Source organism: Pseudomonas sp. 18175 (assembly GCF_050432925.1).
Classification (GTDB): domain Bacteria; phylum Pseudomonadota; class Gammaproteobacteria; order Pseudomonadales; family Pseudomonadaceae; genus Aquipseudomonas.
Window position 1 is genome coordinate 72,107 of the sequence record NZ_JBKFTO010000026.1, and the last position, 23,870, is coordinate 95,976.

The following is a 23,870-nucleotide window of genomic DNA, read 5'->3' on the forward strand; positions in this document are numbered from 1 at the left end:
TTATGCGTCGCGCCTTGCTCTTCGCTTTTGCTCTGTTTGCCTTGCCTGCCGTGCAAGCAGCGGACCTTCACCCTTTCTCCGTGAGCTACACCGCCGACTGGAAACAGTTGCCCATGAGTGGTTCGGCTGAACGCAGCCTGGCCAAGAATGGCGATGGCACCTGGACCTTGAATTTCAAGGCCTCGATGATGATCGCCAGCCTCACTGAAACCAGCGTGATCCTGTTCGACAAGGACACCCTGCAACCCAAGAGCTACACCTTTGAACGTGGTGGCCTGGGTAAAGCCAAGAAGATCAATCTGGACTTCGATCAAACCGCCAAGAAAGTCACCGGTTTTGAAAACAAAGACCCGGTCAACGTAGCCCTGCAAAGCGGCATGCTCGACAAGTCGACCTACCAGTTGGCCCTGCAGCGCGACGTCGCCGCCGGCAAGAAAAGCATGAGCTACAACGTGGTCGAAGGCACCGACGTCGACACCTACGACTTCCGCGTGATCGGCCCGGAAAAGGTCCAGACCAAGGTCGGCTCCATCGACGCGATCAAGGTTGAGCGCGTGCGCGACCCGACGCAAAGCAAGCGCATCACCCAGATGTGGTTTGCCAAGGACCAAGGCGGCATCCTGGTCGCCCTGCGCCAGGTCGAGACCGACGGCAAGGAATACAACATCATGCTGCAGGACGGTACTGTTGACGGTAAGGCTGTCAAAGGTAGCTGATAGGCTGGTGAACTAAAGAGCCTCGCTGAATGCGGGGCTTTTTTTCGCCTGTAGGTTTTGTGTTGAAGCTGATATCGCCTTCGCGAGCAAGCCCGCTCCCACATTTGGAATGCATTCCCCTGTGGGAGCGGGCTTGCTCGCGAAAGCGTCGGCTGGGCCAATGCAAGGCTCAAGCCGGCCCCACACATGAAACTTCTGTCATAAAACTCCAGCCCTCACAACGCAAACCCCCAATTCTCAGGGCCTGCAGCACTGTTGCATTTCCCGCAAAGACTTGTTGCGCGAAAAGTCGGTTTACTTAGCAAGCTAACAAAACATATAAAAGAGACCTGCGACGACTTGCCGCAGACCCACCAGAGATTGGAGCAAGCAGATGACTGTAAAAGTAACTGAACGCGACGATGCACACATGTCCCACGAAGCGCTGGGCCATGGGATTCACATCTGGGACGTACACCAACAAGACCTGCTGGTCGGCATGTTTCACAACGAGAGTGATGCTCATAACTATAAGAACGAGCTTGAGTCGCTTGAGATGAAACGCCAGGCAGAAAGCTCCTGAGATCACCCCCATATTACTGTGGTGAGCGGGGCTTGTTGTGGTGAGCGGGCTTGCCCCGCGCTGGGTGGCGCAGCCGCCCCATTAAAAACGCCGCATTCTGTCAGGCAGAATGCGGCGTTTGGTTTTGGGGCCGCTTCGCGCCCCAGCGCGGGGCAAGCCCGCTCACCACAACAAACCCCGGTCACCACCGAGTCACGGCTACAGCCTTACCACATCAGATCATCCGGGATCTGGTAAGCCGCGTACGGATCATCCTCATCCGGCACCTGGCTTTCGGTGAGGATATTGAGCTGCACGATGCGCTCCGGTGCACGCTCCTGGATCTTCAGCGCCGCCTCACGCGGGATCACCTCGTAGCCGCCACCGTGATGCACGATCGCCAGGGAGCCGTTGCTCAGCTTGTTACGCATCAGCGTGTTGACCGACAGGCGCTTGACCTTCTTGTCATCGACGAAGTTGTAGTAATCCTCGGTGGTCAGCTTGGGCAGGCGCGAGGTTTCGATCAGTTGCTTGACCTGGGCCGTGCGAGCCTTGGCCTCGGCTTTTTCCTGCTGCTGGCGGTTCAGCTCCTGGTCACGCTTGACCTTCTCGGCCTTGGCTTCGGCAGCCAGGCGAGCCTGGGTGTCATCCGCCTCGATCTGGCCCTTATGGACCAGGCGCTGCTGCTTCTGTTTCTCTTTGCCGACCTGCTTGGCCTGCTTTTGGTTGACCAGACCTGCTTTGAGCAACTGATCGCGAAGGGAAATGCTCATGGTGCTTACTCACTTAGGCAGCCGCTCAACCGCAGCTGGACATATTCTTTTCTTGACGTTTGGCTTCGCCCCACAGGGCGTCCAACTCTTCGAGGGTGCAATCTTCTATGGGTTTGTGCGTGTCGCGCAATGCCTGCTCGATAAATCGGAAGCGCCGCTCAAATTTGGCATTGGCGCCACGCAGCGAGGTTTCCGGGTCGACCTTGAGATGACGGGCCAGGTTGACCGCGGCAAACAGCAGGTCGCCGACCTCATCAGCGATGGCCGCAGGGTCGTTGTCCGCCATGGCTTCGAGCACTTCATCCAACTCTTCGCGCACGTTGTCCACAACCGGCAAGGCCGAGGGCCAGTCAAAGCCGACCTGGCTGGCGCGCTTTTGCAGTTTGGCGGCGCGAGACAGAGATGGCAGCGCAGTGGGTACATCGTCCAGCAAGGACAATTGCTCCGGCGCGTCGGATTTTTCCGCACGCTCCTCGGCCTTGATCTGCTCCCAGCGCTGCTTGACCTGTTCCTCGCTCAGTTGCGGCACATCCAGCGGCGCGTACAGGTCGCCGGTGGGGAACACATGGGGATGACGGCGGATCAGCTTACGAGTGATGCTGTCGATTACCCCGGCAAATTCGAAACGCCCCTCCTCCCGCGCCAACTGGCTGTAATACACCACCTGGAACAACAAGTCCCCCAGCTCACCTTGCAGGTGATCGAAGTCGCCGCGCTCGATAGCATCGGCAACTTCGTAGGCCTCTTCCAGGGTATGCGGCACGATAGTGGCGTAGGTTTGCTTGATGTCCCAGGGGCACCCGTATTGCGGGTCCCGCAGGCGGTTCATCAGGTGCAGTAGGTCTTCAAGTGAATACATCAGTCTCTTTCCGCTGAAGTGGGAACGCTAGAGATCAAATGTGGGAGCGGGCTTGCTCGCGAAAGCGGTGTGCCAGTCAATACATCTGGTGACTGAACCACCGTATTCGCGAGCAAGCCCGCTCCCACACAAGCCCGCTCCCACATTTTAGTCCGCGCTCATCCCGCTAATCATGGTGTGCGGTTACGCCGTGTCTCAATGATGTTGGGCAACTGGGAAATCCGCCCCAGCAACCGCCCCAGTGCGTCCAGCCCCGGAATCTCGATGGTCAGGGACATCAACGCGGTGTTGTCCTCTTTGTTCGAGCGGGTGTTGACCGCCAGCACGTTGATCCGCTCATTGAGCAGCACTTGCGACACGTCTCGCAGCAAACCGGAACGGTCGTAGGCACGAATGACGATATCCACCGGATAGGTGAGCACCGGCACCGGCCCCCAGCTGACCTGGATGATCCGCTCCGGCTCGCGCCCGCCCAGTTGCAGCACCGAGGCGCAGTCCTGGCGGTGAATGCTCACGCCACGGCCCTGGGTGATGTAGCCGACGATGGCGTCGCCCGGCAATGGCTGGCAGCAGCCGGCCATTTGCGTCATCAGGTTGCCCACGCCCTGGATCTGGATATCGCCGCGCTTGCCAGGCTTGTAGCCGGTGGCTTTGCGTGGGATCAGCTCCAGTTGCTCGCTGCCGCGTTCCGGCTCGACCAACTGTTGCGCCAGGTTGACCAGTTGCGCCAAGCGCAGGTCACCGGCACCGAGGGCGGCGAACATGTCTTCGGCGATCTTCATGTTGGCCTTCTCGGCCAGCTTGTCGAAGTCCACCTGAGGCAAGCCCAGGCGTGCCAATTCGCGTTCGAGCAAGGTCTTGCCAGCGGCGACGTTCTGGTCGCGCGCCTGCAACTTGAACCAGTGGACGATCTTCGCCCGCGCCCGCGACGTGGTGATGTAGCCCAGGTTCGGGTTCAGCCAGTCGCGACTCGGCGTACCGTGCTTGCTGGTGATGATCTCGACTTGCTCACCGGTTTGCAGACTGTAGTTGAGCGGCACGATGCGCCCGTTGATCTTGGCGCCTCGGCAGTTGTGGCCGATTTCGGTGTGCACGCGGTAGGCAAAATCCAGCGGCGTCGCGCCCTTGGGCAAGTCGATGGCGTGGCCGTCGGGGGTGAAGATGTAGACCCGGTCTGGCTCGATATCCACCCGCAGCTGTTCGGCCAGGCCGCCGATATCGCCCAACTCTTCGTGCCATTCCAGCACTTGGCGCAGCCAGGAGATTTTCTCTTCGTACTGGTTGGACCCGGCCTTGACGTCGGTGCCCTTGTAGCGCCAGTGCGCGCACACGCCCAGCTCGGCCTCTTCGTGCATGGCGTGGGTGCGGATCTGCACTTCCAGCACCTTGCCCTCGGGGCCGATCACGGCGGTGTGCAGCGAGCGGTAACCGTTTTCCTTGGGGTTGGCGATGTAGTCGTCGAATTCTTTCGGGATGTGCCGCCACAGGGTATGGACGATACCCAGCGCGGTGTAGCAATCGCGCATCTCTGGCACCAGCACGCGCACCGCACGTACGTCGTAGATCTGGCTGAACGCCAGGCCCTTGCGCTGCATTTTGCGCCAGATGGAATAAATGTGTTTGGCACGGCCGCTGATGTCGGCATCAACGCCGGTGGCCTGCAACTCGGAACGCAGCTGGTTCATCACATCGGTGATGAAACGCTCACGATCCAGCCGCCGCTCGTGCAGCAGCGTGGCAATCTGTTTGTATTGGTCGGGTTCGAGGTAGCGGAAGGACAAGTCCTCCAACTCCCACTTGATGTGGCCGATACCCAGGCGATGCGCCAGCGGCGCGTAGATGTCGAACACCTCGCGGGCCACGCGGTTGCGCTTCTCGTCATCGGCGGTCTTCACCGCACGGATCGCGCAGGTGCGTTCGGCCAGCTTGATGAGGGCGACGCGTACGTCGTCGACCATCGCCACCAGCATCTTGCGCAGGTTCTCGACCTGGCCCTGGGTGCCCAGCACCATGGACTGGCGCGGGCTGAGGCTGGCGCTGATGGCCGCCATGCGCAGCACGCCGTCGATCAGCTTGGCCACCACGGCGCCGAAGCGCTGGCTGACGGTGGGCAACTGGATATGCCCTTCACGCACGCCGCGATAGAGCACGGCGGCGATCAGCGAATCCTGGTCCAACTTGAGATCGGCAAGGATCTCGGCGATCTCAAGCCCGGTACGAAAGCTTGAAGTGCCTTCGGCCCACAGGTTCTTGGCCGCATTGTCTTGCTGCTCAGACTCACGAGCGAACTCGCAGGCTGCCTTCAAGGCTTCACGGTCCAGTGCCGGGTCGACACTGACGGCATGATCCAGCCATGCCTCGAGATTGATACTGCCGTCGGTGTTGATCGGCTGGTGTGCTCTCACCTGTACCATCTTGCTTACCTTCCCTACGACGCACCTTCGATGCGCCAGAAATCATCGCTGACCTGCTTTACCTATTAAAGCTTACGCACGCTCCCTGGCAGGTCACGGCCATGGAGCATGCAGGCCAGTCGGATTAAACGGGCATCCTAGCCCGCTTCAAATAACGCCATGGCCTCGACATGCGCTGTCTGCGGAAACATGTCGAGGATCCCGGCACGTTTTAGCCGGTAGCCTTGCTTGACCAACTCAACCGTGTCCCGCGCCAGCGTGGCCGGGTTGCAGGACACATACACCAGGCGCTTGGCCTTGAGGGTCGCGAGTTTGCGCACAACCTCCAGGGCACCGTCACGGGGTGGGTCCAAGAGTACCGCAGAAAAGCCCTGTTTGGCCCATTCTGCATCGGTCAAAGGCTGGGACAAATCGGCCTGAAAAAACTGCGCATTATGCAAATCGTTGCTGACGGCATTGAGAGCCGCCCGGTCCACCATGGTCTGCACACCTTCCACCGCCACCACTTCACGCACCTGGCGCGCCAGTGGCAGGGCGAAGTTGCCCAGGCCGCAAAACAAGTCCAGCACCCGCTCATCGGGTTGTGGCGCCAGCCATTGCAGGGCTTGGGCCACCATCGCTTCGTTGACTGCGGCGTTAACCTGCACGAAGTCGCCGGGGCGGTAGGCCAGTTCCAAGTCCCACTGTTCCAATCGAAAACCCAACGCCGCGTCGGCGTCTACCGGCTCCGGCTGCCCCTCGCCATGCAGCCACAATTGGGCTTCATGGAAGGCGCAAAATTCTTTCAGCACGTGCAGGTCAGCATCGGACAACGGCGCCATATGCCGCAGCAACACAGCAATGGACGTACCGCTGAACAATTCCACATGCCCCAACGCCTGGGGTTTGCTCAAGCGGCGCAACATGTTCGGCAAGCGCTGCATGATCGGTTGCAAGGCCTGTACCAGCACCGGGCAATCGTCAATCGCGACAATGTCCTGGCTGGCCACGGCACGGAAACCCACGTCAAGTTTCTTCGCCTTGGCATCCCAGCGCACGGCCACGCGGGCGCGGCGGCGGTAGCCAAACTCAGGCCCGCTCAAAGGCTGCGCCCACTCTTGCGGTTCGACCCCCGCCACGCGGGACAGTTGCTCGGCGAGCATGCGCTGTTTCAGGGCAAGCTGTTCGACATGGGGCAAGTGTTGCACGCTGCAACCGCCACAGCGGCCAACGTGGGCACAAGGCGCCGGGCGGCGCAATTCGCTGGCCGTGAACACACGCTCGGTGCGGGCCTCGACGATCTTGCCGTGGGCGCCCAACACCCGCGCTTCCACTTCTTCGCCGGCCAGCGCGCCATTCACAAACCAAGTGCGGCCTTCGAAGAACACAATGCCGCGGCCATCATTGGCCAGGCGCTCGATGGTCAGGCGTTGTTTCTTGCCTACCGGAATCTGCGGGGCCCGGCTGCCGCCCGTCGGTTGGAAGCGCAGGCCTCTCTCGTGCTTGGCCATCAGTTGGGTTCGTCGAAAATGCCGGTCGACAAGTAACGGTCGCCTCGGTCACAGATGATCGCGACGATCACCGCGTTTTCCACTTCTTTAGACAACCGCAGCATGCCGGCCACGGCGCCACCAGAGGACACGCCACAGAAGATGCCTTCTTCACGGGCCAGGCGGCGGGTGGTGTCTTCGGCTTCACGCTGGGCCATGTCGATGATGCGGTCCACGCGCGTGGCGTTGTAGATCTTCGGCAGATACTCTTCGGGCCAACGGCGGATACCTGGGATGGCAGCGCCTTCCATCGGTTGCAGGCCAACGATCTGGATCGCCGGGTTCTGCTCCTTGAGGTAGCGCGAGTTGCCCATGATGGTGCCGGTGGTGCCCATGGAGCTGACGAAATGGGTGATGGTGCCCCCGGTCTGGCGCCAGATCTCCGGGCCAGTGGTGGTGTAGTGCGCCTCGGGGTTGTCGCCGTTGGCGAACTGGTCCAGCACCTGGCCACGGCCTTCGGCGGCCATGCGCTCAGCGAGGTCGCGGGCGCCTTCCATGCCCTCTTCCTGGGTCACCAGCACCAGCTCGGCGCCGTAGGCGGTCATCGCCGCCTTGCGCTCGGCGCTGCCGTTGTCGGGCATGATCAGTACCATCTTGTAACCCTTGATCGCAGCGGCCATGGCCAGTGCGATCCCGGTGTTGCCCGAGGTGGCTTCGATCAGGGTGTCGCCGGGCTTGATCTGCCCGCGCAGCTCGGCGCGGGTGATCATCGACAGCGCCGGGCGGTCCTTCACGGAACCGGCCGGGTTGTTCCCTTCAAGCTTGAGCAACAGGGTATTGCTGGTTTCACCCGCCATGCGTTGCAAGCGGACCAGGGGCGTGTTGCCGACGCAATCGGCGATTGTAGGGTACTGCAAGGTCATGGCGTATTCGCAATCCAGACTGCGGGGCGCACATCATACCGGGAAAGGTCGGCGGGCCATATCACGCAAAGTGCGGTGCTTATGGCTTAAAGGAATAAGCCAGTCATGAGTCGATGGACCGATCGCCATGGTTTCTCTGAAACACCTCCTTCCCCATTGCCGCGATCTGGCCGTCGATCAACGCCTCGAAAGGTTTCAACAACGGCTCGAAAGACAGTGGTTCTTCCAGCACATCCAATGCCTGCACAATGGCTTCAATCGTCGACAATGCGCCCGGCGCTGGCGCCTTGCGCAGCCGATAACGGGAAACCCCACCCTCGGCCAGGGTGACTCGAGGCAATGCGGCCAGCAACGGGTTGAGGTGTAGCATCTTGCGCGCCTTGCGCCAGGTGCCATCGGGCACCACCAGTAACAGCGGCTCATCGCCCGGCGCATAAGCGTGCAACGCCTGGGCATCGTCCGCCGGAAACAACAACCGCGCCTGATAGCCAGGCACATCCAATACTGCCGGCAAGTCCTCAAACACCTCCCCCACCAGCAACTGCGCATTGTTCAACCCCAACGCCGCCAGCCGTGCGGTGTTGAGCGCATGGTTGACCTCGCTGGGGTGCTGCAACAGCAACACGCGAGTGCGGCTGTCGAGGCTGGGGATCAGCGGGCACAAACAGTGGGTGAGCGGCCTGAGGCATCGGGAACATTGGGGTCTGGACATGGTTTATCAGGCCTGGTTGAGCTGGGTTTTGAGCAAGTCACGGAACGTCTGGATCAGCGGTTCACGGCTACGGCCACGACGCATGATCATCGAGAACGGCGCCTGATAACCGAAGGTGGCTGGCAGCAATACACGCAGGTCACCTTTGTCGGCCCAGGCCTGAGCGTAGTGCTCGGGCAGGTAACCAATGTAGGCGCCAGACAGCACCAAAATCAGCTGTGCCTCCATACTTTCCACCGTAGCCGCGCTGTGCTTGAAGCCATGGCGCGCCAATTCCGCCTGGCTCCAATAGCCGCGACCGACCATGCGTTGCTGGGTGATCACCTGTTCGGGGATACGCCTTTCATTGAACAAAGGATGTCGCGTACTGCAATACAACCAATGTTGCTCGCGATACAGCGGCATATAGATCAACCCGCTCATGCGATTGGAAAAGGCGCCGATGGCCAAATCCAGGCGGTTGTCCTGGACGCCGAGTTGCAGTTCATACGGGCTCATCACCGATAAGTGCAGGTGTACCGCCGGGTGTTCCAGGCTGTAGGCACCAATGACCTCGGCGAACGGCAAGGCCTTGTCGCTGACGGTGGAGTCGAGTACCCCGAGCTTAAGGGTGCCGCGCAACTCGCCTTTCAGCGCGGCAGCGTATTGCTCGAAGCCTTCCAGTTCGCCCAGCAGGCGCAAGGTTTCCTGGTGGAACAACTCACCCTTGCTGGTCAGGCTGAACCCTCCGCGCCCGCGATGGCACAGCACCAGGCCCAACGCCGACTCCAGCTGGCTCATGTAGGTGCTGATGGCCGAGGTGGACAGGTTGAGTTCGTGCTGCGCATTGGCGAACCCCTGGTGACGCACGACGCTGACGAAGATGCGCAGGAGTTTCAGGTCGGGCAAGGCGTTGGCCATCGGATCTCCAGATACATACAAAACCCTGTGGGAGCGGGCTTGCTCGCGAAAGCGCTGGGTCAGTCAAAATACCTGCGACTGACACACCGCTTTCGCGAGCAAGCCCGCTCCCACATTTGAACGGAGTTTACCCCAGGCATTAGTTTAGAAAAATCTGAACTAAGTATTTGCCCCTGCCGATTCTTTCGTTTCCCGGTATTTCGCAGAATCGGCCCCTAATAAACAAAACAACGATGAGGCACTCCCGTGGACAAGATTTTCCACCAACCACTGGGCGGCAACGAAATGCCGCGCTTTGCCGGCATCGCCACCATGATGCGACTCCCCCACCTGCAAACCGCCAAGGGTCTGGACGCGGCCTTTATCGGCGTGCCCCTGGACATCGGCACCTCGCTGCGCGCCGGCACCCGTTTCGGGCCGCGTGAAATCCGCGCCGAATCGGTGATGATCCGCCCCTACAACATGGCCACCGGCGCCGCTCCGTTCGACTCGCTGTCGGTGGCCGACATCGGCGACGTGGCGATCAACACCTTCAACCTGCTCGACGCCGTGCGCATCATCGAAGAAGCCTACGACGAGATCCTCGAACACGACGTGATCCCGATGACCCTGGGCGGCGATCACACCATCACCCTGCCGATCCTGCGCGCCATCCACAAAAAACACGGCAAGGTCGGCCTGGTGCACATCGATGCCCACGCCGATGTGAACGACCATATGTTCGGCGAGAAAATCGCCCACGGCACCACCTTCCGCCGCGCCGTGGAAGAAGGCCTGCTGGACTGCGACCGCGTAGTACAGATCGGCCTGCGCGCCCAGGGCTACACCGCCGAAGACTTCAACTGGAGCCGCAAACAGGGGTTCCGTGTGGTCCAGGCCGAAGAATGCTGGCACCACTCCCTCGCGCCGTTGATGGCCGAAGTGCGTGAAAAAGTCGGCGGCGGCCCGGTGTACCTGAGTTTTGACATCGACGGCATCGACCCGGCCTGGGCGCCTGGCACCGGCACCCCGGAAATCGGCGGCCTCACCACCATCCAGGCCATCGAAATCATCCGTGGCTGCCAAGGCCTGGACTTGGTTGGTTGTGACTTGGTAGAAGTTTCGCCGCCCTACGACACCACCGGCAACACCTCGCTGCTAGGCGCCAACCTGCTGTACGAAATGCTCTGCGTACTGCCCGGCGTGGCGCATCGCTGATGAGCGCGCAAGCCGTGCTGCAAGCCGCCGCCGACCTGGTGGCGGCCTTCGCCCGCAATGACCGCGCCGCCTACTTCGGCGCGTTCAGCAGTGACGCAACGTTTGTGTTCTACACCCTCCCCCAACCGCTGCTCAGTCGCGATGCCTACCAGGCGTTGTGGGACAGCTGGCGCGAGGACGAGGGGTTCGAAGTGCTGTCGTGCACGTCGAGCAACGCCTTTGTCAGCCTGCAAGGCGACGTGGCGATTTTTATTCATGACGTGGCCACCGAGCTGCGCATGAACGGGGAGCAATTTTTTAGCCAGGAACGCGAGACCATTGTCTTCAAACGACAAGGATCTCGCACAGAACAAAAAGAAGGCCTGTGGCTGGCCTGTCACGAACATTTGTCCGCTGTGCCGGAAGGGCTGCCGCCCCCTTAGCCAATGTGATCGGAGCTGATCATGAATAATAAAAACAACGATAAAAGTATTCGCAAGATAGAAACCAACGGGGTCGAACAGATCCCAGACCACGAACGTACCGCCGGCCCCAAGGATCTGTTCCGCCTGATCTTCGGCGGTGCCAATACCTTTGCCACTGCCGTGCTGGGTTCTTTCCCGGTGCTGTTCGGCTTGTCGTTCCAGGCCGGGGTCTGGGCGATTGTGCTGGGCGTGCTGGTGGGCGCGCTGATCCTGGCGCCCATGGGGCTATTCGGGCCGATCAATGGCACCAACAACGCCGTGTCTTCCGGTGCGCACTTTGGCGTGCACGGGCGGATTGTCGGCTCGTTTCTGTCGTTGCTGACAGCAATTGCCTTCTTCTCACTGTCGGTGTGGAGCTCAGGCGATGCGCTGGTGGGCGGTGCGAAACGTCTTATCGGCCTGCCGGAAACCGACCTGACCCTGGGCCTGGCCTACGGCGTGTTCGCGATTCTGGTGCTGACCGTGTGCATCTATGGCTTTCGCTTCATGCTGTGGGTCAACCGCATCGCGGTATGGGCGGCGAGCCTGCTGTTCCTGCTGGGTATCTTCGCCTTTGCGCCGGCCTTTGACAGCCACTTCGCCGGCAGCATCGCCATGGGCCAGACGGGTTTTTGGGCAGCGTTCATTGGTGCGGCGCTGGTGGCCATGAGCAATCCGATTTCCTTCGGTGCGTTTCTGGGCGACTGGTCGCGCTACATCCCGCGTGAGACGCCGAAAATGCGCATCATGCTGGCGGTGGTGCTGGCGCAAATCGCCACCTTGATCCCGTTCCTATTCGGCCTGGCCACCGCGACCATCGTGGCGATCAAGGCACCGGACTACATCGCGGCCAACAACTATGTCGGCGGCTTGCTGGCGGTAGCACCAAGCTGGTTCTTCCTGCCGGTGTGCCTGATCGCGGTGATCGGCGGCATGTCCACCGGCACCACCTCGCTGTATGGCACGGGGCTGGACATGTCCAGCGTGTTCCCGCGCCTGCTGTCGCGGGTCAAGGCCACGCTGCTGATTGGGGTGATGTCGATTGCCTTCATCTTTATCGGACGTTTCGCCGCCAACCTGGTGCAGAGCGTATCGACCTTCGCCGTGCTGATCATCACCTGCACCACGCCGTGGATGGTGATGATGATCATCGGACTGATCGTGCGTCGCGGCTTCTACTGCCCGGATGATTTGCAGGTGTTCACCCGTGGTGAAACCGGCGGCCGCTACTGGTTCAGCCATGGCTGGAACTGGCGCGGGCTGGGGGCGTGGATTCCGAGTGCGTTGGTGGGGCTGTGCTTCGTCAACTTGCCGGGGCAGTTTGTCGGGCCGCTGGGCAATTTGGCTGATGGCATTGATATCAGTTTGCCGGTGACGCTGGGGTTGGCGTCGGTGGTTTACCTGACCTTGCTGCGCGTTTTTCCTGAGCCGGCTGCGGTGTATGGGCCCAAGGGGCTGGTTCCCAGCCCAGCGGGAGCAAGCTCCCTCGCCACACAAAGCGCGCCTTCTGCATAAAACAATAATCGGAGAACCGCCGTCATGGCTTTGGATTTATTCGTCGTACTCATCTACGCCGCCGGCATGCTCGTGCTCCGCTATTACGGCATGCGCCGTGCCAAGACCCACGAAGACTATTTGGTGGCCGGTCGCAACCTGGGGCCGTCGCTGTACATGGGCACCATGGCCGCCACGGTATTGGGCGGCGCATCCACCGTCGGCACCGTGCGCTTGGGTTATGTACATGGCATCTCCGGCTTCTGGCTGTGCGCCGCGCTGGGCGCCGGGATCATTGCGCTGAACCTGTTCCTGGCCAAGCCGCTGCTGAAGTTGAAGATCTTTACCGTCACCCAGGTGCTGGAAAAACGCTACAACCCCATGGCGCGCCAAGCCAGCGCGGTGATCATGCTGGCCTACGCGCTGATGATCGGCGTGACCTCGATCCTGGCCATCGGCACGGTGCTGCAAGTGCTGTTCGGCCTACCGTTCTGGATCTCGGTGCTGCTGGGCGGTGGCGTGGTGGTGGTGGTGTATTCGACCATCGGCGGCATGTGGTCGCTGACCCTCACCGACATCGTGCAATTCGTGATCAAGACCGTCGGCCTGATGTTTATCCTGCTGCCGATCTGCCTGTACCGCGTTGGCGGCTGGGACGAACTGGTGGCCAAGCTGCCAGCGTCGAGTTTCAGCTTCACCGCGATTGGCTGGGACACGATCATCACCTACTTCATGATCTACTTTTTCGGCATCCTGATCGGCCAGGACATCTGGCAACGAGTGTTCACCGCCCGTGACGAAAAGGTCGCCAAGTACGCAGGCACTTTCGCTGGCTTCTACTGCATCCTTTACGGCCTGGCCTGTGCGTTGATCGGTATGGCGGCCCATGTGCTGATCCCGGACCTCGACAACGTCAACAACGCCTTCGCCGCCATCGTAAAAGTCTCGCTGCCGGACGGCATCCGTGGCCTGGTGATTGCAGCGGCGCTGGCCGCAATGATGTCCACCGCCAGCGCCGGTTTGCTGGCTGCGTCTACCGTATTGACCGAAGACCTACTGCCGCGTTTGCGTGGCGGTAAACAGTCGAGCCTGGCGATCAACCGCCTGTTCACGATGTTGACCGGGATTGCCGTGCTGGGGATCGCGCTGGTGGTGAACGACGTGATCAGTGCATTGACCCTGGCCTACAACCTGTTGGTGGGCGGTATGTTGATCCCGCTGATCGGTGCGATCTTCTGGAAGCGCGCAACCACGTCCGGGGCGATTACGTCGATGACCCTGGGCTTTGTGACGGCGCTGGTGTTCATGGTCAAGGATGGGCTGGATGCGAACACGCCGATCTACTACAGCCTGGCGATTGGGCTGGTGAGTTTCGTATTGGTGAGCTTGTTGTCGCGAAAGCCTGCGGCGGTAGCGGCTCGGGCGGTTTGATGGGCAACGGGATTTAGAGCGGTTTCTTCAGCGGGCACGACGTCGGATGTCGTGCTCGTTTTTTTATAATTCAACTTTCATGTTTGAGCTTGGCCTGGATAACGTCCTGTACCAAACAGGCCCATACCAAGGCCCGCGTTGCACTTGCGCAATAAGTTTCGTCGGTCGCGATTCGATGATAAGCACCGCAATAAACAATCGAATGTCCGTTCTCCCCTCCAGTGGCAGTAACAACGAAATGCTCTCTACTCAGCTCAGCAATTTGGGCCAAGCTCAGAGGCGCGGACACGAACTCCACACCGGAGCGCTGCAAAAGCGCCTCCAGTTCATTCATTAGATGGGCAGTGTCCATTCCCAACGATTGATTGTCGGCAAGGAGCTTTTCAAACAACGTGATACCTGCACGATTGCACTCAATGGCCAAATACTGGTCTGTGCCGTGGTGACTGGCGCCATCACCCTCCTGATTTCCGCCATACACCGTAACCTGATAATTCGCGAGACGAAGCATCACCGCCTGGAACAGGCCGTTGATTCCCCTGCCGATGACTGACACACGCGCAGCCCCGGCATCTACCGGCTGGGCGGGGATCGTCAATGAGTGTGAGAGCTTGCGCCTCACAAGACCGTGCAAGGCCATCATGCTCAGTTGGATCGCGACCGCATAGTCAAGGTCGCACTGACAGGCTTCGGTGGTCGCCGCCTGGGTAGTCAGCGTTGCCGGGTTGCACCATGTGGAGACACAGCAGCCAAGTGCTTGCGTGCGCAGTCGAAACGCATCCAATGTCGCAGGCCCGTAATCCACTACAAGCTGGATACCTTGCGCTGCCGCCAACGCCTGCAACGCCGCATCGCTAAAGACATCTGGTTTGGCGATACAGACGAGGCGCGCTTGTGCAGGCAGGCATTGAATGAGGGCCTGATTAATGCAATGAGTGGTTTCATCATTCAGGGGTAAACAGAGGGCGACAGCATTGGCACCCTCCAGAGCCTCGTGCCAGTCCACAACAAACGACACTCTGCTGTCAGCGTCGGGCACTGGCTGCTTTCGACTCAATACCTTGATCCGAACACATGGCTCTCGATCAAGCAGCAACTTGACCAGCTCCTTACCCACATTGCCGTATCCCAGCACACACACATCACGGGGTATGGAGCCATCGGCCTGTGTCAGCCAATGGGCGATGTAAGCCGCGACGTGCGGCGCGTTGACCCCAGGCGTATTGATTACTCGAATGTCGTTTGACCGGCACAGGTCCAGCCTCACCTTATCCAGACTTGTGCCTCTGCGGACCAAGCTCAGTTCTGCGAAGGGGTGAGATACCCGCCACTGGCCGATGACGTCTGCATCGATAACTTGATCCCCAACAATGATCACTGATGGACGCAGGAGTGCAATCTGTATCAGCAGGGCTTGCTTGGTCAATGTTGAGGGAAGAAACACCACGTTGCTGGGTGCATCGGCCCTCCAGCGTTTCGACACAGGTGCGATTTGCAAGATCGTTTCGGTCGTGGCAATCAGTGACGCGGTGACTGGCGGAGCGCTTGAGAGCGACATGGCTGGATCTCCATCAATACGGACTTATCGATGTGTTAGGCCACTGCCGAAATACGTGTGCGCGTTATCCGATTACAGTGGCCGTACTTGCTGACGGCACTGAACCTACGCGCATCTGAAAAACTAAATAAGCCAGCCAGTTCTGATAAGCAGGTAGCTCGATTCCTACGCTTGGATGTCATTGGCGTACTGGGGAGGAGGATGTGGCGAATAGCTGGATAGGGAATGGTTACTTCAGCGGGTGCGACACCGGATGTTTCACCCGCCAGGTGTGCCTGGCATACAACCCACTGTGGGAGCGGGCGTGCTCGCGAAAGCGGTGTATCGGCCAATTATTCATCGACTGACACACCGCCTTCGCGAGCAAGCCCGCTCCCACATTTTTAATTCAGCTTTGACCGGTGATTACCTGCGACGCGGCCGACGCTGCTCGTCATCCGTACGAATCGGTATGGGTTGCATCGGCGGCTCGATCAAGCCCAGTGCAACACCAAGGTCGTGGAGCCAGTTTTGAATTTTCTCTTTCATGGTGTGCCCCCTTTGAGGGTAATNGCGGCCGACGCTGCTCGTCATCCGTACGAATCGGTATGGGTTGCATCGGCGGCTCGATCAAGCCCAGTGCAACACCAAGGTCGTGGAGCCAGTTTTGAATTTTCTCTTTCATGGTGTGCCCCCTTTGAGGGTAATGCTGGCAGGCGCCAATTCTGTCGCCTTTTCCTACACTGATAGTAGCCCTAAGTCCTACGTAATGCTTGAACGAAACCACAACGAACTATTACTGAATTGATTCAAATCCTGACGGATCGTTCAAGCAATGGCGCGTGTGTCTTGCACCACCTCGGCCTTGCCCGCGTGCTGCAAGTCGATCCATGCGTTGAGGTTAGCGCCGAGCATACCCTTTCGCCACATCAGCCAGGTGGTTGCAGTGGCAAAAGGCCCTGTCAACGGATGAACGGACACGCTGTGCTTGCCTGGCAGGCTGTCGAGCATGGATTCAGACATCAAGGCCACCCCGGAACCGGCGATTACACAGGCCAGCATGCCCTGATAAGACTCAATCTCAATCGCCCGGCCCATGGCGACATGGTCGTGGGAAAACCACGTCTCCAGCCGCGTGCGATAGGCACAACTGCGCCGGAAGGTGAACACCGAACGTCCCGCCACATCCTGCGGCCCCCGCACGGGCGGGTGATCGGCCTCACAGATCAAGACCAGGCGCTCTTCACACAACGGCACACCGTCCAAGGTGGCGATGGTGATTGGGCCATCTACAAACGCAGCGTCCAGGCGACCGGTAATCAAGCCTTCGAGCAACTCTCCGCTGGGCGCCGATTGCACCTGCAGGTTCACCATCGGATAAGCCTTGTGATAGCTCGCCAGCAGCTTGGGTAAGTGCACTGCGGCCGTGCTGTACATGCTGCCCAGTACAAAATCCCCAGCAGGTTGGCCGCCCTGCACTGCGCTGTGGGCTTCGTCGTGTAGGGCAAGCAGACGGGTGCTGTAGTCCAACAACACTTTGCCCGCCGGAGAAAGTTGCAAACGCTGGCGCTCACGCACGAACAACTCGACGCCCAGTTGCTCCTCCATTTGCTTGAGCCGGGTCGACAGGTTCGACGGCACGCGATGCAGGCGCTCGGCCGCACGGGTGATGGAGCCTTCTTCGGCCACGGCCTGGAAAATGCGCAATTGACTGAACTCCATACCTTTCTCCAAAACTGAACAAGTTACTCACTATTATTCAATTTTACAGAAAGTCAATCGGCTTTAGCCTGAAGGTCAATCGCTGACCGGCAGGAAACCTGATCATGTCACCCCTCATTCGCTTACTCGCCAGCTTTGTCGCCCTGATGATGGCCATGGGCATTGGTCGTTTCGCCCTCACCCCGCAAATGCCGCACTTACTCAGCGAAGGGCAGATCGACCTGACAGGCGCCGGCCTGATCGCAGCGGCCAATTATTTGGGCTACTTCGTCGGCGCGGTGGATTCGATCTTTGCCCGCAGCCATCACCACGTGCGCGGGCGTTTATATGGCGGGCTGTGGTTGTGTGTGCTGCTGACCCTGGCGTCGTACTGGGCCCATGGGTTCTGGCCCCATCTGCTGCTGCGCTTTGGTACGGGTGTGGCCAGTGCCTGGGCGCTGGTGATGATCACCAGCCTGAGCCAACCGCTGGCGATTGCCGCCGGGCGCCCACGTCTTGGTGCGTTGGTATTTGCCGGGCCGGGGATGGGGATTTTACTCACCGGGTTGCTAGCGCTGGGCTCGAACCTGCTGGGGCAAGGTTCGGCAACGTTGTGGTTGGTGTATGGCGTGGTTGCGCTGGTGATGCTGTTGGCGATCCTGCCGTTCCTGCCGCAACCAAGCCCGACGACCGCAGCCGAAACGAAGGCCGCCAGCAATCAAAGCATCGCGCACCTGTGCTGGATCTATTTCTTGTTCGGCCTGGGCTACATCATCCCGGCAACGTTTTTAGCGCAGATGGCCAACGCGCAGTTCAAAGGCGCCTGGCAGGCCGATCTGTTCTGGCCCTGCTTTGGCCTGGCGGCCGCGATAGGCGTAGGCGTGGCAAGCCTGCGCCGCAAAGATCCCCACACTACCCGCCGTTGGTTGATGACCACGCTGTGGCTGCAAGCCGCCGGGGTATTCGCCTGCCTGTTGGGTAATGGCTGGGGCCTGGCGCTGGGGGTGTTGCTGTGCGGTGCGCCGTTCCTGGCGTGCATGCAGTTGGTGATGGCTCGCCTGCGGGACATCGCGCCCCACGGCTACCAGCGCAGCACCGGCCTGCTGACGGCCAGTTTTGCCATCGGTCAATTGGGCGGGCCGTTGCTGGCGTCGGTGAGCAGTCACCTGAGCGGTGGCCTGCAACCGGCGCTGGTGATCGCCGGCGCCGGCTTGTTGGTGGCAGGCTCGGTATTAATCAGCCTGCAACCATCGGTACGGGTACGCGAACCTGCTCACGTCGCGCCAGCACCAGGAAAAACAGCCCACCCAGGAAACACCCGGTAAACCAGGCGAAATTGGCCATGCCTTGCAACGCCGGAGTGAAGGTGATCGCGACGCCCACCAATGTCGCCGGCACCAACGCTTTTACCGCCGTCCAGTTCACGCCGCCGTCGAAGTAATAGCGCCCGCTGGGGCTGTCATCGAACAGCGCATCCACGTCGATCTTCTGCTTTTTGATCAAGTAGAAGTCCACCAACAGAATGCCGAACAACGGCCCGATAAAGGCGGCGAGAATGTCCAGGGTGTAATGGATCATCAGCGGGTTGTTGAACAGGTTCCAGGGCGTGATAAAAATCGACGCCACGGCGGCGATCATGCCACCGGCACGCCAGCTGATTTTGCTCGGCGCGATGTTGGCGAAGTCGAACGCCGGCGATACAAAGTTGGCGACAATGTTGATGCCAATCGTCGCGGTCACAAAGGCAAAGGCGCCCAGCAACACCGCCATGCTGTTATCGATACGTGACACGGTGGCGATCGGGTCGTGGAGCATTTCCCCAAACACCGGCAAGGTGCCCGAGACAATCACCACCGTAACCAACGAGAACGCCAGGAAATTCACCGGCAGCCCCCAGAAATTGCCACGCCGCACGTCATGCATGCTGCGGCAGTAGCGGCTGAAATCACCAAAGTTCAACGTCGGCCCGGAGAAGTAAGACACCACCAACGCCGTGGCGACGATCACCTGGCCAAACGCCTGCCAGCCCGACAGGGATTTTTCCGCCAGGGTAAAGCTGATATTCGCCCAGCCCGCCTTCCACACGATCCAGCCCGCCAGGGCAAACATCACCGCATACACTACTGGCCCGGCCCAATCGATAAAACGGCGGATGGACTCCATCCCAGCCCAGAACACCGCCGCTTGCAGCACCCAAAGGCTAAGGAAACCAAACCAACCGAGGTATGACAGGCCTGCGAAATGCGGCTCCGCATACACTGCCATCTGTGGGAAAAAGCGCAGCACCACAATGATCAGGGCACTCGACGCCAGATACGTCTGAATCCCATACCAAGCCACCGCGATAAGGCCGCGGATCACTGCGGGAATATTCGCGCCGAATACACCAAAGGCCAACCGACAGATTACCGGGTACGGCACTGCGGCCTGCTGACTCGGCTTGGCCACCAGGTTGGCGATCAACTGCACGATGCAGATACCGGCAAGCAAGGCGATCAACACCTGCCAACTGGCCAGGCCCAAGGCAAACAAACTGGCGGCGAACACGTAACCGCCGACGCTGTGCACGTCGCTCATCCAGAAGGCGAAGATGTTGTACCAGGTCCACTTTTGCGGCAGTGGGCCCAAGTCCTGGTTGTACAGGCGTGGGCTGTAGCCTTTGGGCAATTGTTCGGTCATCGCTGGGCTCCTCGTAATACCGGCCTGCGCTGCCGTCGCGGGTGTGCATACGGTAGGCGGCATGGTTTGTATACGAAGCAGTCAGCAGAATACGTGCCAATGGCACACAATCCCTCTGTAACGGCGATCCAAAGAGATTGAATGAGGTTTAGAAGCGGGGACCTCGCTCAGCAACGGTGCACAAAAAACCTGTACACAATCACTGGCGCACTCGATGTGCACACAAGTAGCCAGCCGAGCAGCACATCGCGGTAAGAAAGGTGCCCCAGGCCATGTCCATCAGTGCAAGCCCCGCAGACCAAGCTTGCAGCGTGGCCCAGTTGCTCAAGTCATAGGTGCCATAGGCCACGAGGCCGAGCAAGGCGCCCAGGCGTGCCGCGCGTTGCCAGCTGGTGCTGGGCAAGACCACGAACACCACGCAACCGAGGACATAGAGCAAATAGAAGAGCGCAGCTGGCAACAGGCGTGGCTGATCCAGCATCAGCGAGCCCAGCAGGGATTTGTAGGTCGGGCCCATCAGCACGCCAAGCCAGAGGCCGTCGAGCACCAGGAAAGCGAGCAGGGTGCCGAGGTAGGCGAAGATAGGTTTTCTGGGCATTGACGCACTCTCTGTAGGAGCGAGCTTGCTCGCGAAAGTATTCCAGGCGCATCGCAGCGTCGGCTGTACGTTTTTCGCGAGCAAGCTCGCTCCTACAGAAGAGCAAACCGCACTCAGCTTAGTTCAATGCGATCCGCGTGGATCACAATCTGGCCTTGCTTGTAGAGGGCGCCAATGGCCTTTTTGAAGTTGCCCTTGCTCACGCCGAACAAGTTGCTGATCACCGCCGGGTCGCTTTTGTCGCTGACTGGCAAGGTGCCGTTGTTTTCACGCAACTTGGCGAGGATCTTCGAGTTCAGGCTGGACGCCGCTTCCTGGCCAACAGGCTGGAGGCTCAGGCTGATGTTGCCATCGGCGCGGATCTCTTTGATAAAGCCTTTCTCTTGCTTGCCCGGGCGCAGGAACTTGAACACTTCGTTCTTGTGGATCAGGCCCCAGTGCTTGTTGTTGATGATCGCCTTGAAGCCCATGTCCGTGGCTTCGGCCACCAGCAGGTCGACTTCCTGGCCCACCTGGTAGTTGGCCGGGGTCTTGTCCAGGTAACGGTCCAGGCGCGCGGTGGCGGTGATGCGCTTGGTGTGTTTGTCGAGGTAGACGTGCACCACGCAGTATTCACCGGCCGTCATCTGACGCTTTTCTTCCGAATACGGCAGCAACAGGTCTTTTGGCAAACCCCAATCGAGGAACACACCAATGCTGTTGACTTCCACTACTTTCAAACTGGCAAACTCGCCCACTTGAACTTTCGGCTTTTCGGTCGTGGCGATAAGTTTGTCATCGCTGTCCAGATAAATGAAAACGTTAAGCCAATCTTCATCTTCACTGGGAATATCTTTGGGGATATACCGATTAGGCAAGAGGATTTCACCGTCTTGCGCACCATCCAGGTACAAACCAAAGTTAGTGTGTTTAACCACTTGCAAGCTGTTGTAGCGCCCGACTAATGCCATTTCCAAATACCCTCGTTACGTGGGCGGCATTCTACCCGAGTTGCGCCCGCCACGCGCGCGCGCCTGAAAAATCGCGGGCTTGCGTGGCTTTCCAATGGCAGCGCCCCGCTCGTCCGATCAATCGGCCGAATTTTGCCGTGGCCCTCATCGCTTGCACGCCCACGGTTTCGAGTTAAAACAGTAAGTTAGGGGCTTATTTCAAAGATAAACTTTGATTATTTTCGGGCACGGCCTTTATTCTTGGGAGATATTTGCCAAGCAATTGTCAAGTATTTCCTGTACGATGCCTGGCCAAGTTAATTTTCTACAGGTTAGTGGCCGCCATGCGCGTAAAAGCATCCAACAGCAAAGCAAAGCCAGCTCCCGCCGTTGAAACCAGCGAATCGATCAACAGCCAGATTGCTGCATTCCTCAAGTCCGGCGGCGAAATCCAGCAAATTGCCAAAGGCGTGAGCGGCCAGACTTTCGGCCCGTCCAAGCAGATCAGCCTGGGTAAGAAGTAACACCGCGCAATACACCTGGTCCCTAAGCGCCTTGCCATCAAGGCGCTAGGACTAGAGCCCAAAACACCCTCGCCACACACTCATCTTTGTGCCAATCGACGAACGGGGCTCACCTCCCGGCATTCGTCGGTATGCTTGCACACGTCTAGCACGGGCATCTGCCCGATTTTCTCCGTTACTGCTCCTCGCTTTTCATGGAGTGAAGCATGTTCAAACCCTGCATATTCCTGGTCACTGCCCTGGCAGCCAGCCCCCTTGCCGAAGCGCAGATCTTCCAGCGTGAACTGGGCGACTTCGACCTGAAATTGGGCACCACACCCAGCCGCAGCATGGCCCAGGGTCTGGTCAAGCCCACCTCCCCCGGCAGCGATTCATTCCACGGCGGGCTGGACCTCAGCCACGACAGCGGCCTGTACATCGGCCAGTTTTCGCCGAGCATGGGTTTGTCCCCGGACAGCACCCTTGAAGTCGATTCCTACATGGGCTTCAAACACCCCTTTGACCAAACCCTAGGCTACGAAGTGGGCCTGATCCACTACAGCTACCCCAAGCTCAGCCCCCTCGACAGCCAGGAGTTCTACGGCGGTCTCAACCTGCTGGGCAATCGCTTCGGCGCCTCGTTCAGCAACGACCCGGACCGCCAGGACAGCACACTGTTCGCCGACCTCAGCGGCACCCAGCCCTTCGGTATCGGCGTCAGCATGAAATACACCACTCATCAGTTAGGCACGCCGGTGTCCGTGGAAGGCGGCTCCATTCGCACCTTCAGCGACTGGTCGGTGCAATTCTCCCGGCAGTGGATGGGCGTGGACCTCAACCTGATCTACAGCGACTCCAGCCTCAGCGGCGGCGATTGCTCGGCCTATTCGGGACACAATTCGCAATGTGATGGGCTGTTGACCTTAAAGGCTGCACGGTCGTTTTATTGATGGGCTGAACTGTCGCGCCCAGCGTGGGTTCACATGTGTTATCCCCTCAGTGCAAGGACTCGCCCATGCTGCGTCGGCTCAAATTTCTGGTGGTATTGCTGACCCTGAGCCTGATGCTCAGCGGCTGCAATCGGGTGGGCCTCGCCTATCGCAACTTGGATGTGATCATCCCCTGGAACCTCAGTGACTACCTGGACATGCACCCCGGGCAGAAGGATTGGTTCAACGACAAGCTCAAGGAACACCTGGCCTGGCACTGCACCACCCAACTGCCGGGGTACTTGGATTGGTTGGACCGCCTGCAACAAATGGTCGCCGACAATCAAGTCACCGACACCGCTCTGCAAGCCCGCACCGCCGAAGCCAAGGCAGCCATCGCCGAAACCGCTCGCACCATCACTCCATCGGCCATCGAGCTGCTGCAAGGCCTGGACAATCAGCAGGTCCAGGAGATGAACGCCGCATTGGCCAAGGACCTGCGCAAACGCCAGGACGACTACCTCAAGCCGCCCCTGGAACAGCAGATCAAGGAGCGCGCCGAGCGCATGAGCAAGCGACTGGACGCTTGGATCGGCCCGCTCAGTGCCAGCCAACAAAGCCGGGTCATGGCCTGGTCGACTGCCCTTGGGAATCAAAACCAGGAATGGATCGGCAACCGTGCGCGCTGGCAGGCGCAATTCATTGATGCCGTGCAACAGCGCAAGAGCGCGGGTTTCCCGCAAAAAATCCAGCAATTGCTGGTGGATCGGGAAAGCCTATGGACGCCGGAATATCGCGAGGCCTATGCCCAAACCGAGGCAGCAGCGCGCAGCCTGCTGGTGGACTTGATGGCCCAGAGCACGCCGCAACAACGCCTCAAACTCACCCAGAAAATCGACGGCGTGCGCAGTGACTTCAAGGCACTCAAATGCCTTAAGAGCGCAGGAATATAAAGTGTGGAAGGGGCCCCTTAACGCCCCCCTAGAGAATTTCTAGGAACTGATATCTCGGATAGGCGTAAGCGTCCAGGCATCCCGTCTTGCGCAGCTAAGCCGGTTGCCATCGATGCGGCAACAACTCCCCAATCTCACTCGCCCGCTGCGTCGGCAGGCGAGTAAGAAC

23 protein-coding genes and 1 pseudogene are annotated in these 23,870 nt (G+C 59.6%); 10 read left to right on the top strand and 14 right to left on the bottom strand.

Annotated features, from left to right (window positions below; all coding sequences use genetic code 11):
• The first annotated feature begins 2 nt into the window (after positions 1 to 2).
• Entirely contained in the window at positions 3 to 716 is a 714-nt protein-coding gene (locus ACLD1Y_RS26680; protein WP_017734627.1) for a DUF3108 domain-containing protein, read from the top strand.
• A gap of 373 nt (positions 717 to 1,089) precedes the next feature.
• Entirely contained in the window at positions 1,090 to 1,278 is a 189-nt protein-coding gene (locus ACLD1Y_RS26685) for a hypothetical protein (protein WP_017734626.1), read from the top strand.
• Between the two features lie 206 nt (positions 1,279 to 1,484).
• Here ACLD1Y_RS26685 and ACLD1Y_RS26690 read toward each other — a convergent pair whose 3' ends face one another.
• From ACLD1Y_RS26690 to ACLD1Y_RS26720, 7 genes are all read right to left on the bottom strand, one after another.
• The gene (locus ACLD1Y_RS26690) at positions 1,485 to 2,030 is read right to left on the bottom strand and encodes a DUF2058 domain-containing protein (RefSeq protein WP_105694808.1); all 546 of its coding nucleotides are present in this window, start codon (positions 2,028 to 2,030) and stop codon (positions 1,485 to 1,487) included.
• 25 nt (positions 2,031 to 2,055) lie between these two features.
• Positions 2,056 to 2,889 carry a nucleoside triphosphate pyrophosphohydrolase gene (mazG, locus tag ACLD1Y_RS26695; protein WP_429480713.1) on the bottom strand — a complete coding sequence of 278 codons (834 nt, stop codon included), beginning with the start codon at positions 2,887 to 2,889 and terminating at the stop codon, positions 2,056 to 2,058.
• Between the two features lie 170 nt (positions 2,890 to 3,059).
• On the bottom strand, positions 3,060 to 5,303 hold the full coding sequence (relA, locus tag ACLD1Y_RS26700; RefSeq protein ID WP_429480714.1) for a GTP diphosphokinase: 2,244 nt from the start codon (positions 5,301 to 5,303) through the stop codon (positions 3,060 to 3,062).
• 137 nt (positions 5,304 to 5,440) lie between these two features.
• Entirely contained in the window at positions 5,441 to 6,793 is a 1,353-nt protein-coding gene (gene rlmD / locus ACLD1Y_RS26705; RefSeq protein ID WP_429480715.1) for a 23S rRNA (uracil(1939)-C(5))-methyltransferase RlmD, read from the bottom strand.
• Positions 6,793 to 7,695, bottom strand: coding sequence for a cysteine synthase CysM (gene cysM / locus ACLD1Y_RS26710; protein WP_017735422.1), 903 nt, complete (start codon positions 7,693 to 7,695; stop codon positions 6,793 to 6,795). Before cysM ends, rlmD begins: the two co-directional genes overlap by 1 nt.
• 103 nt (positions 7,696 to 7,798) lie before the next feature.
• The gene (locus tag ACLD1Y_RS26715; RefSeq protein ID WP_429480716.1) at positions 7,799 to 8,407 is read right to left on the bottom strand and encodes a tRNA-uridine aminocarboxypropyltransferase; all 609 of its coding nucleotides are present in this window, start codon (positions 8,405 to 8,407) and stop codon (positions 7,799 to 7,801) included.
• Positions 8,408 to 8,413: 6 nt separating this feature from the next.
• Positions 8,414 to 9,307 (bottom strand): LysR family transcriptional regulator, encoded by an 894-nt coding sequence (locus ACLD1Y_RS26720; protein WP_034108063.1) that lies wholly within the window; start codon positions 9,305 to 9,307, stop codon positions 8,414 to 8,416.
• A 246-nt stretch (positions 9,308 to 9,553) separates the two neighbouring features.
• On the opposite strand from ACLD1Y_RS26720, the gene speB reads away from it, so the two are divergent.
• From speB to ACLD1Y_RS26740, 4 genes are read left to right on the top strand one after another with little or no spacing between them, the layout of a single operon-like run.
• Positions 9,554 to 10,504, top strand: coding sequence for an agmatinase (gene speB, locus ACLD1Y_RS26725; protein WP_017134866.1), 951 nt, complete (start codon positions 9,554 to 9,556; stop codon positions 10,502 to 10,504).
• Positions 10,504 to 10,926, top strand: a complete 423-nt coding sequence (locus ACLD1Y_RS26730) for a YybH family protein (RefSeq protein ID WP_429480717.1) — start codon at positions 10,504 to 10,506, stop codon at positions 10,924 to 10,926. The genes speB and ACLD1Y_RS26730 overlap by 1 nt, the downstream gene beginning before the upstream one ends.
• Before the next feature lie 21 nt (positions 10,927 to 10,947).
• Positions 10,948 to 12,462 carry a purine-cytosine permease family protein gene (locus tag ACLD1Y_RS26735; RefSeq protein ID WP_429480718.1) on the top strand — a complete coding sequence of 505 codons (1,515 nt, stop codon included), beginning with the start codon at positions 10,948 to 10,950 and terminating at the stop codon, positions 12,460 to 12,462.
• A 24-nt stretch (positions 12,463 to 12,486) separates the two neighbouring features.
• Positions 12,487 to 13,872: a sodium:solute symporter gene (locus ACLD1Y_RS26740; RefSeq protein ID WP_429480719.1), complete on the top strand. Its 1,386-nt coding sequence runs from the start codon at positions 12,487 to 12,489 to the stop codon at positions 13,870 to 13,872.
• A gap of 70 nt (positions 13,873 to 13,942) precedes the next feature.
• Here the strand turns inward: ACLD1Y_RS26740 and ACLD1Y_RS26745 are convergent, their stop codons facing one another.
• The 4 genes and pseudogenes from ACLD1Y_RS26745 to ptrR all read right to left on the bottom strand — a co-directional run bounded on the left by ACLD1Y_RS26745 (position 13,943) and on the right by ptrR (position 17,131).
• Positions 13,943 to 15,430 carry an NAD(P)-dependent oxidoreductase gene (locus ACLD1Y_RS26745; protein ID WP_429480720.1) on the bottom strand — a complete coding sequence of 496 codons (1,488 nt, stop codon included), beginning with the start codon at positions 15,428 to 15,430 and terminating at the stop codon, positions 13,943 to 13,945.
• A 405-nt stretch (positions 15,431 to 15,835) separates the two neighbouring features.
• Entirely contained in the window at positions 15,836 to 15,958 is a 123-nt protein-coding gene (locus tag ACLD1Y_RS26750; protein ID WP_272948820.1) for a PA1414 family protein, read from the bottom strand.
• Between the two features lie 28 nt (positions 15,959 to 15,986).
• A pseudogene (locus tag ACLD1Y_RS26755) lies at positions 15,987 to 16,094 on the bottom strand (PA1414 family protein); the annotation flags it as partial.
• A gap of 143 nt (positions 16,095 to 16,237) precedes the next feature.
• Complete coding sequence (gene ptrR, locus ACLD1Y_RS26760; RefSeq protein ID WP_429480721.1) at positions 16,238 to 17,131, bottom strand: putrescine utilization regulator PtrR; 894 nt, start codon at positions 17,129 to 17,131, stop codon at positions 16,238 to 16,240.
• 104 nt (positions 17,132 to 17,235) lie between these two features.
• Between ptrR and ACLD1Y_RS26765 the strand changes: the two genes are divergently transcribed.
• Positions 17,236 to 18,435 (top strand): MFS transporter, encoded by a 1,200-nt coding sequence (locus ACLD1Y_RS26765; protein ID WP_429480722.1) that lies wholly within the window; start codon positions 17,236 to 17,238, stop codon positions 18,433 to 18,435.
• On the opposite strand, the gene ACLD1Y_RS26770 is transcribed toward ACLD1Y_RS26765, so the two are convergent.
• The 3 genes from ACLD1Y_RS26770 to ACLD1Y_RS26780 all read right to left on the bottom strand — a co-directional run bounded on the left by ACLD1Y_RS26770 (position 18,347) and on the right by ACLD1Y_RS26780 (position 21,337).
• Positions 18,347 to 19,789: an NCS1 family nucleobase:cation symporter-1 gene (locus ACLD1Y_RS26770; protein ID WP_429480723.1), complete on the bottom strand. Its 1,443-nt coding sequence runs from the start codon at positions 19,787 to 19,789 to the stop codon at positions 18,347 to 18,349. The genes ACLD1Y_RS26765 and ACLD1Y_RS26770 overlap by 89 nt on opposite strands.
• 199 nt (positions 19,790 to 19,988) lie before the next feature.
• Positions 19,989 to 20,387 carry a DUF2177 family protein gene (locus ACLD1Y_RS26775; protein ID WP_429480724.1) on the bottom strand — a complete coding sequence of 133 codons (399 nt, stop codon included), beginning with the start codon at positions 20,385 to 20,387 and terminating at the stop codon, positions 19,989 to 19,991.
• A gap of 113 nt (positions 20,388 to 20,500) precedes the next feature.
• Positions 20,501 to 21,337, bottom strand: a complete 837-nt coding sequence (locus ACLD1Y_RS26780) for a CvfB family protein (protein WP_105694794.1) — start codon at positions 21,335 to 21,337, stop codon at positions 20,501 to 20,503.
• 323 nt (positions 21,338 to 21,660) lie between these two features.
• On the opposite strand from ACLD1Y_RS26780, the gene ACLD1Y_RS26785 reads away from it, so the two are divergent.
• The 3 genes from ACLD1Y_RS26785 to ACLD1Y_RS26795 all read left to right on the top strand — a co-directional run bounded on the left by ACLD1Y_RS26785 (position 21,661) and on the right by ACLD1Y_RS26795 (position 23,701).
• On the top strand, positions 21,661 to 21,840 hold the full coding sequence (locus ACLD1Y_RS26785; protein ID WP_003193095.1) for a hypothetical protein: 180 nt from the start codon (positions 21,661 to 21,663) through the stop codon (positions 21,838 to 21,840).
• A gap of 206 nt (positions 21,841 to 22,046) precedes the next feature.
• Entirely contained in the window at positions 22,047 to 22,769 is a 723-nt protein-coding gene (locus tag ACLD1Y_RS26790; protein WP_429480725.1) for a TorF family putative porin, read from the top strand.
• 65 nt (positions 22,770 to 22,834) lie between these two features.
• Positions 22,835 to 23,701, top strand: a complete 867-nt coding sequence (locus tag ACLD1Y_RS26795) for a DUF6279 family lipoprotein (protein WP_429480726.1) — start codon at positions 22,835 to 22,837, stop codon at positions 23,699 to 23,701.
• Positions 23,702 to 23,870: the final 169 nt, after the last annotated feature.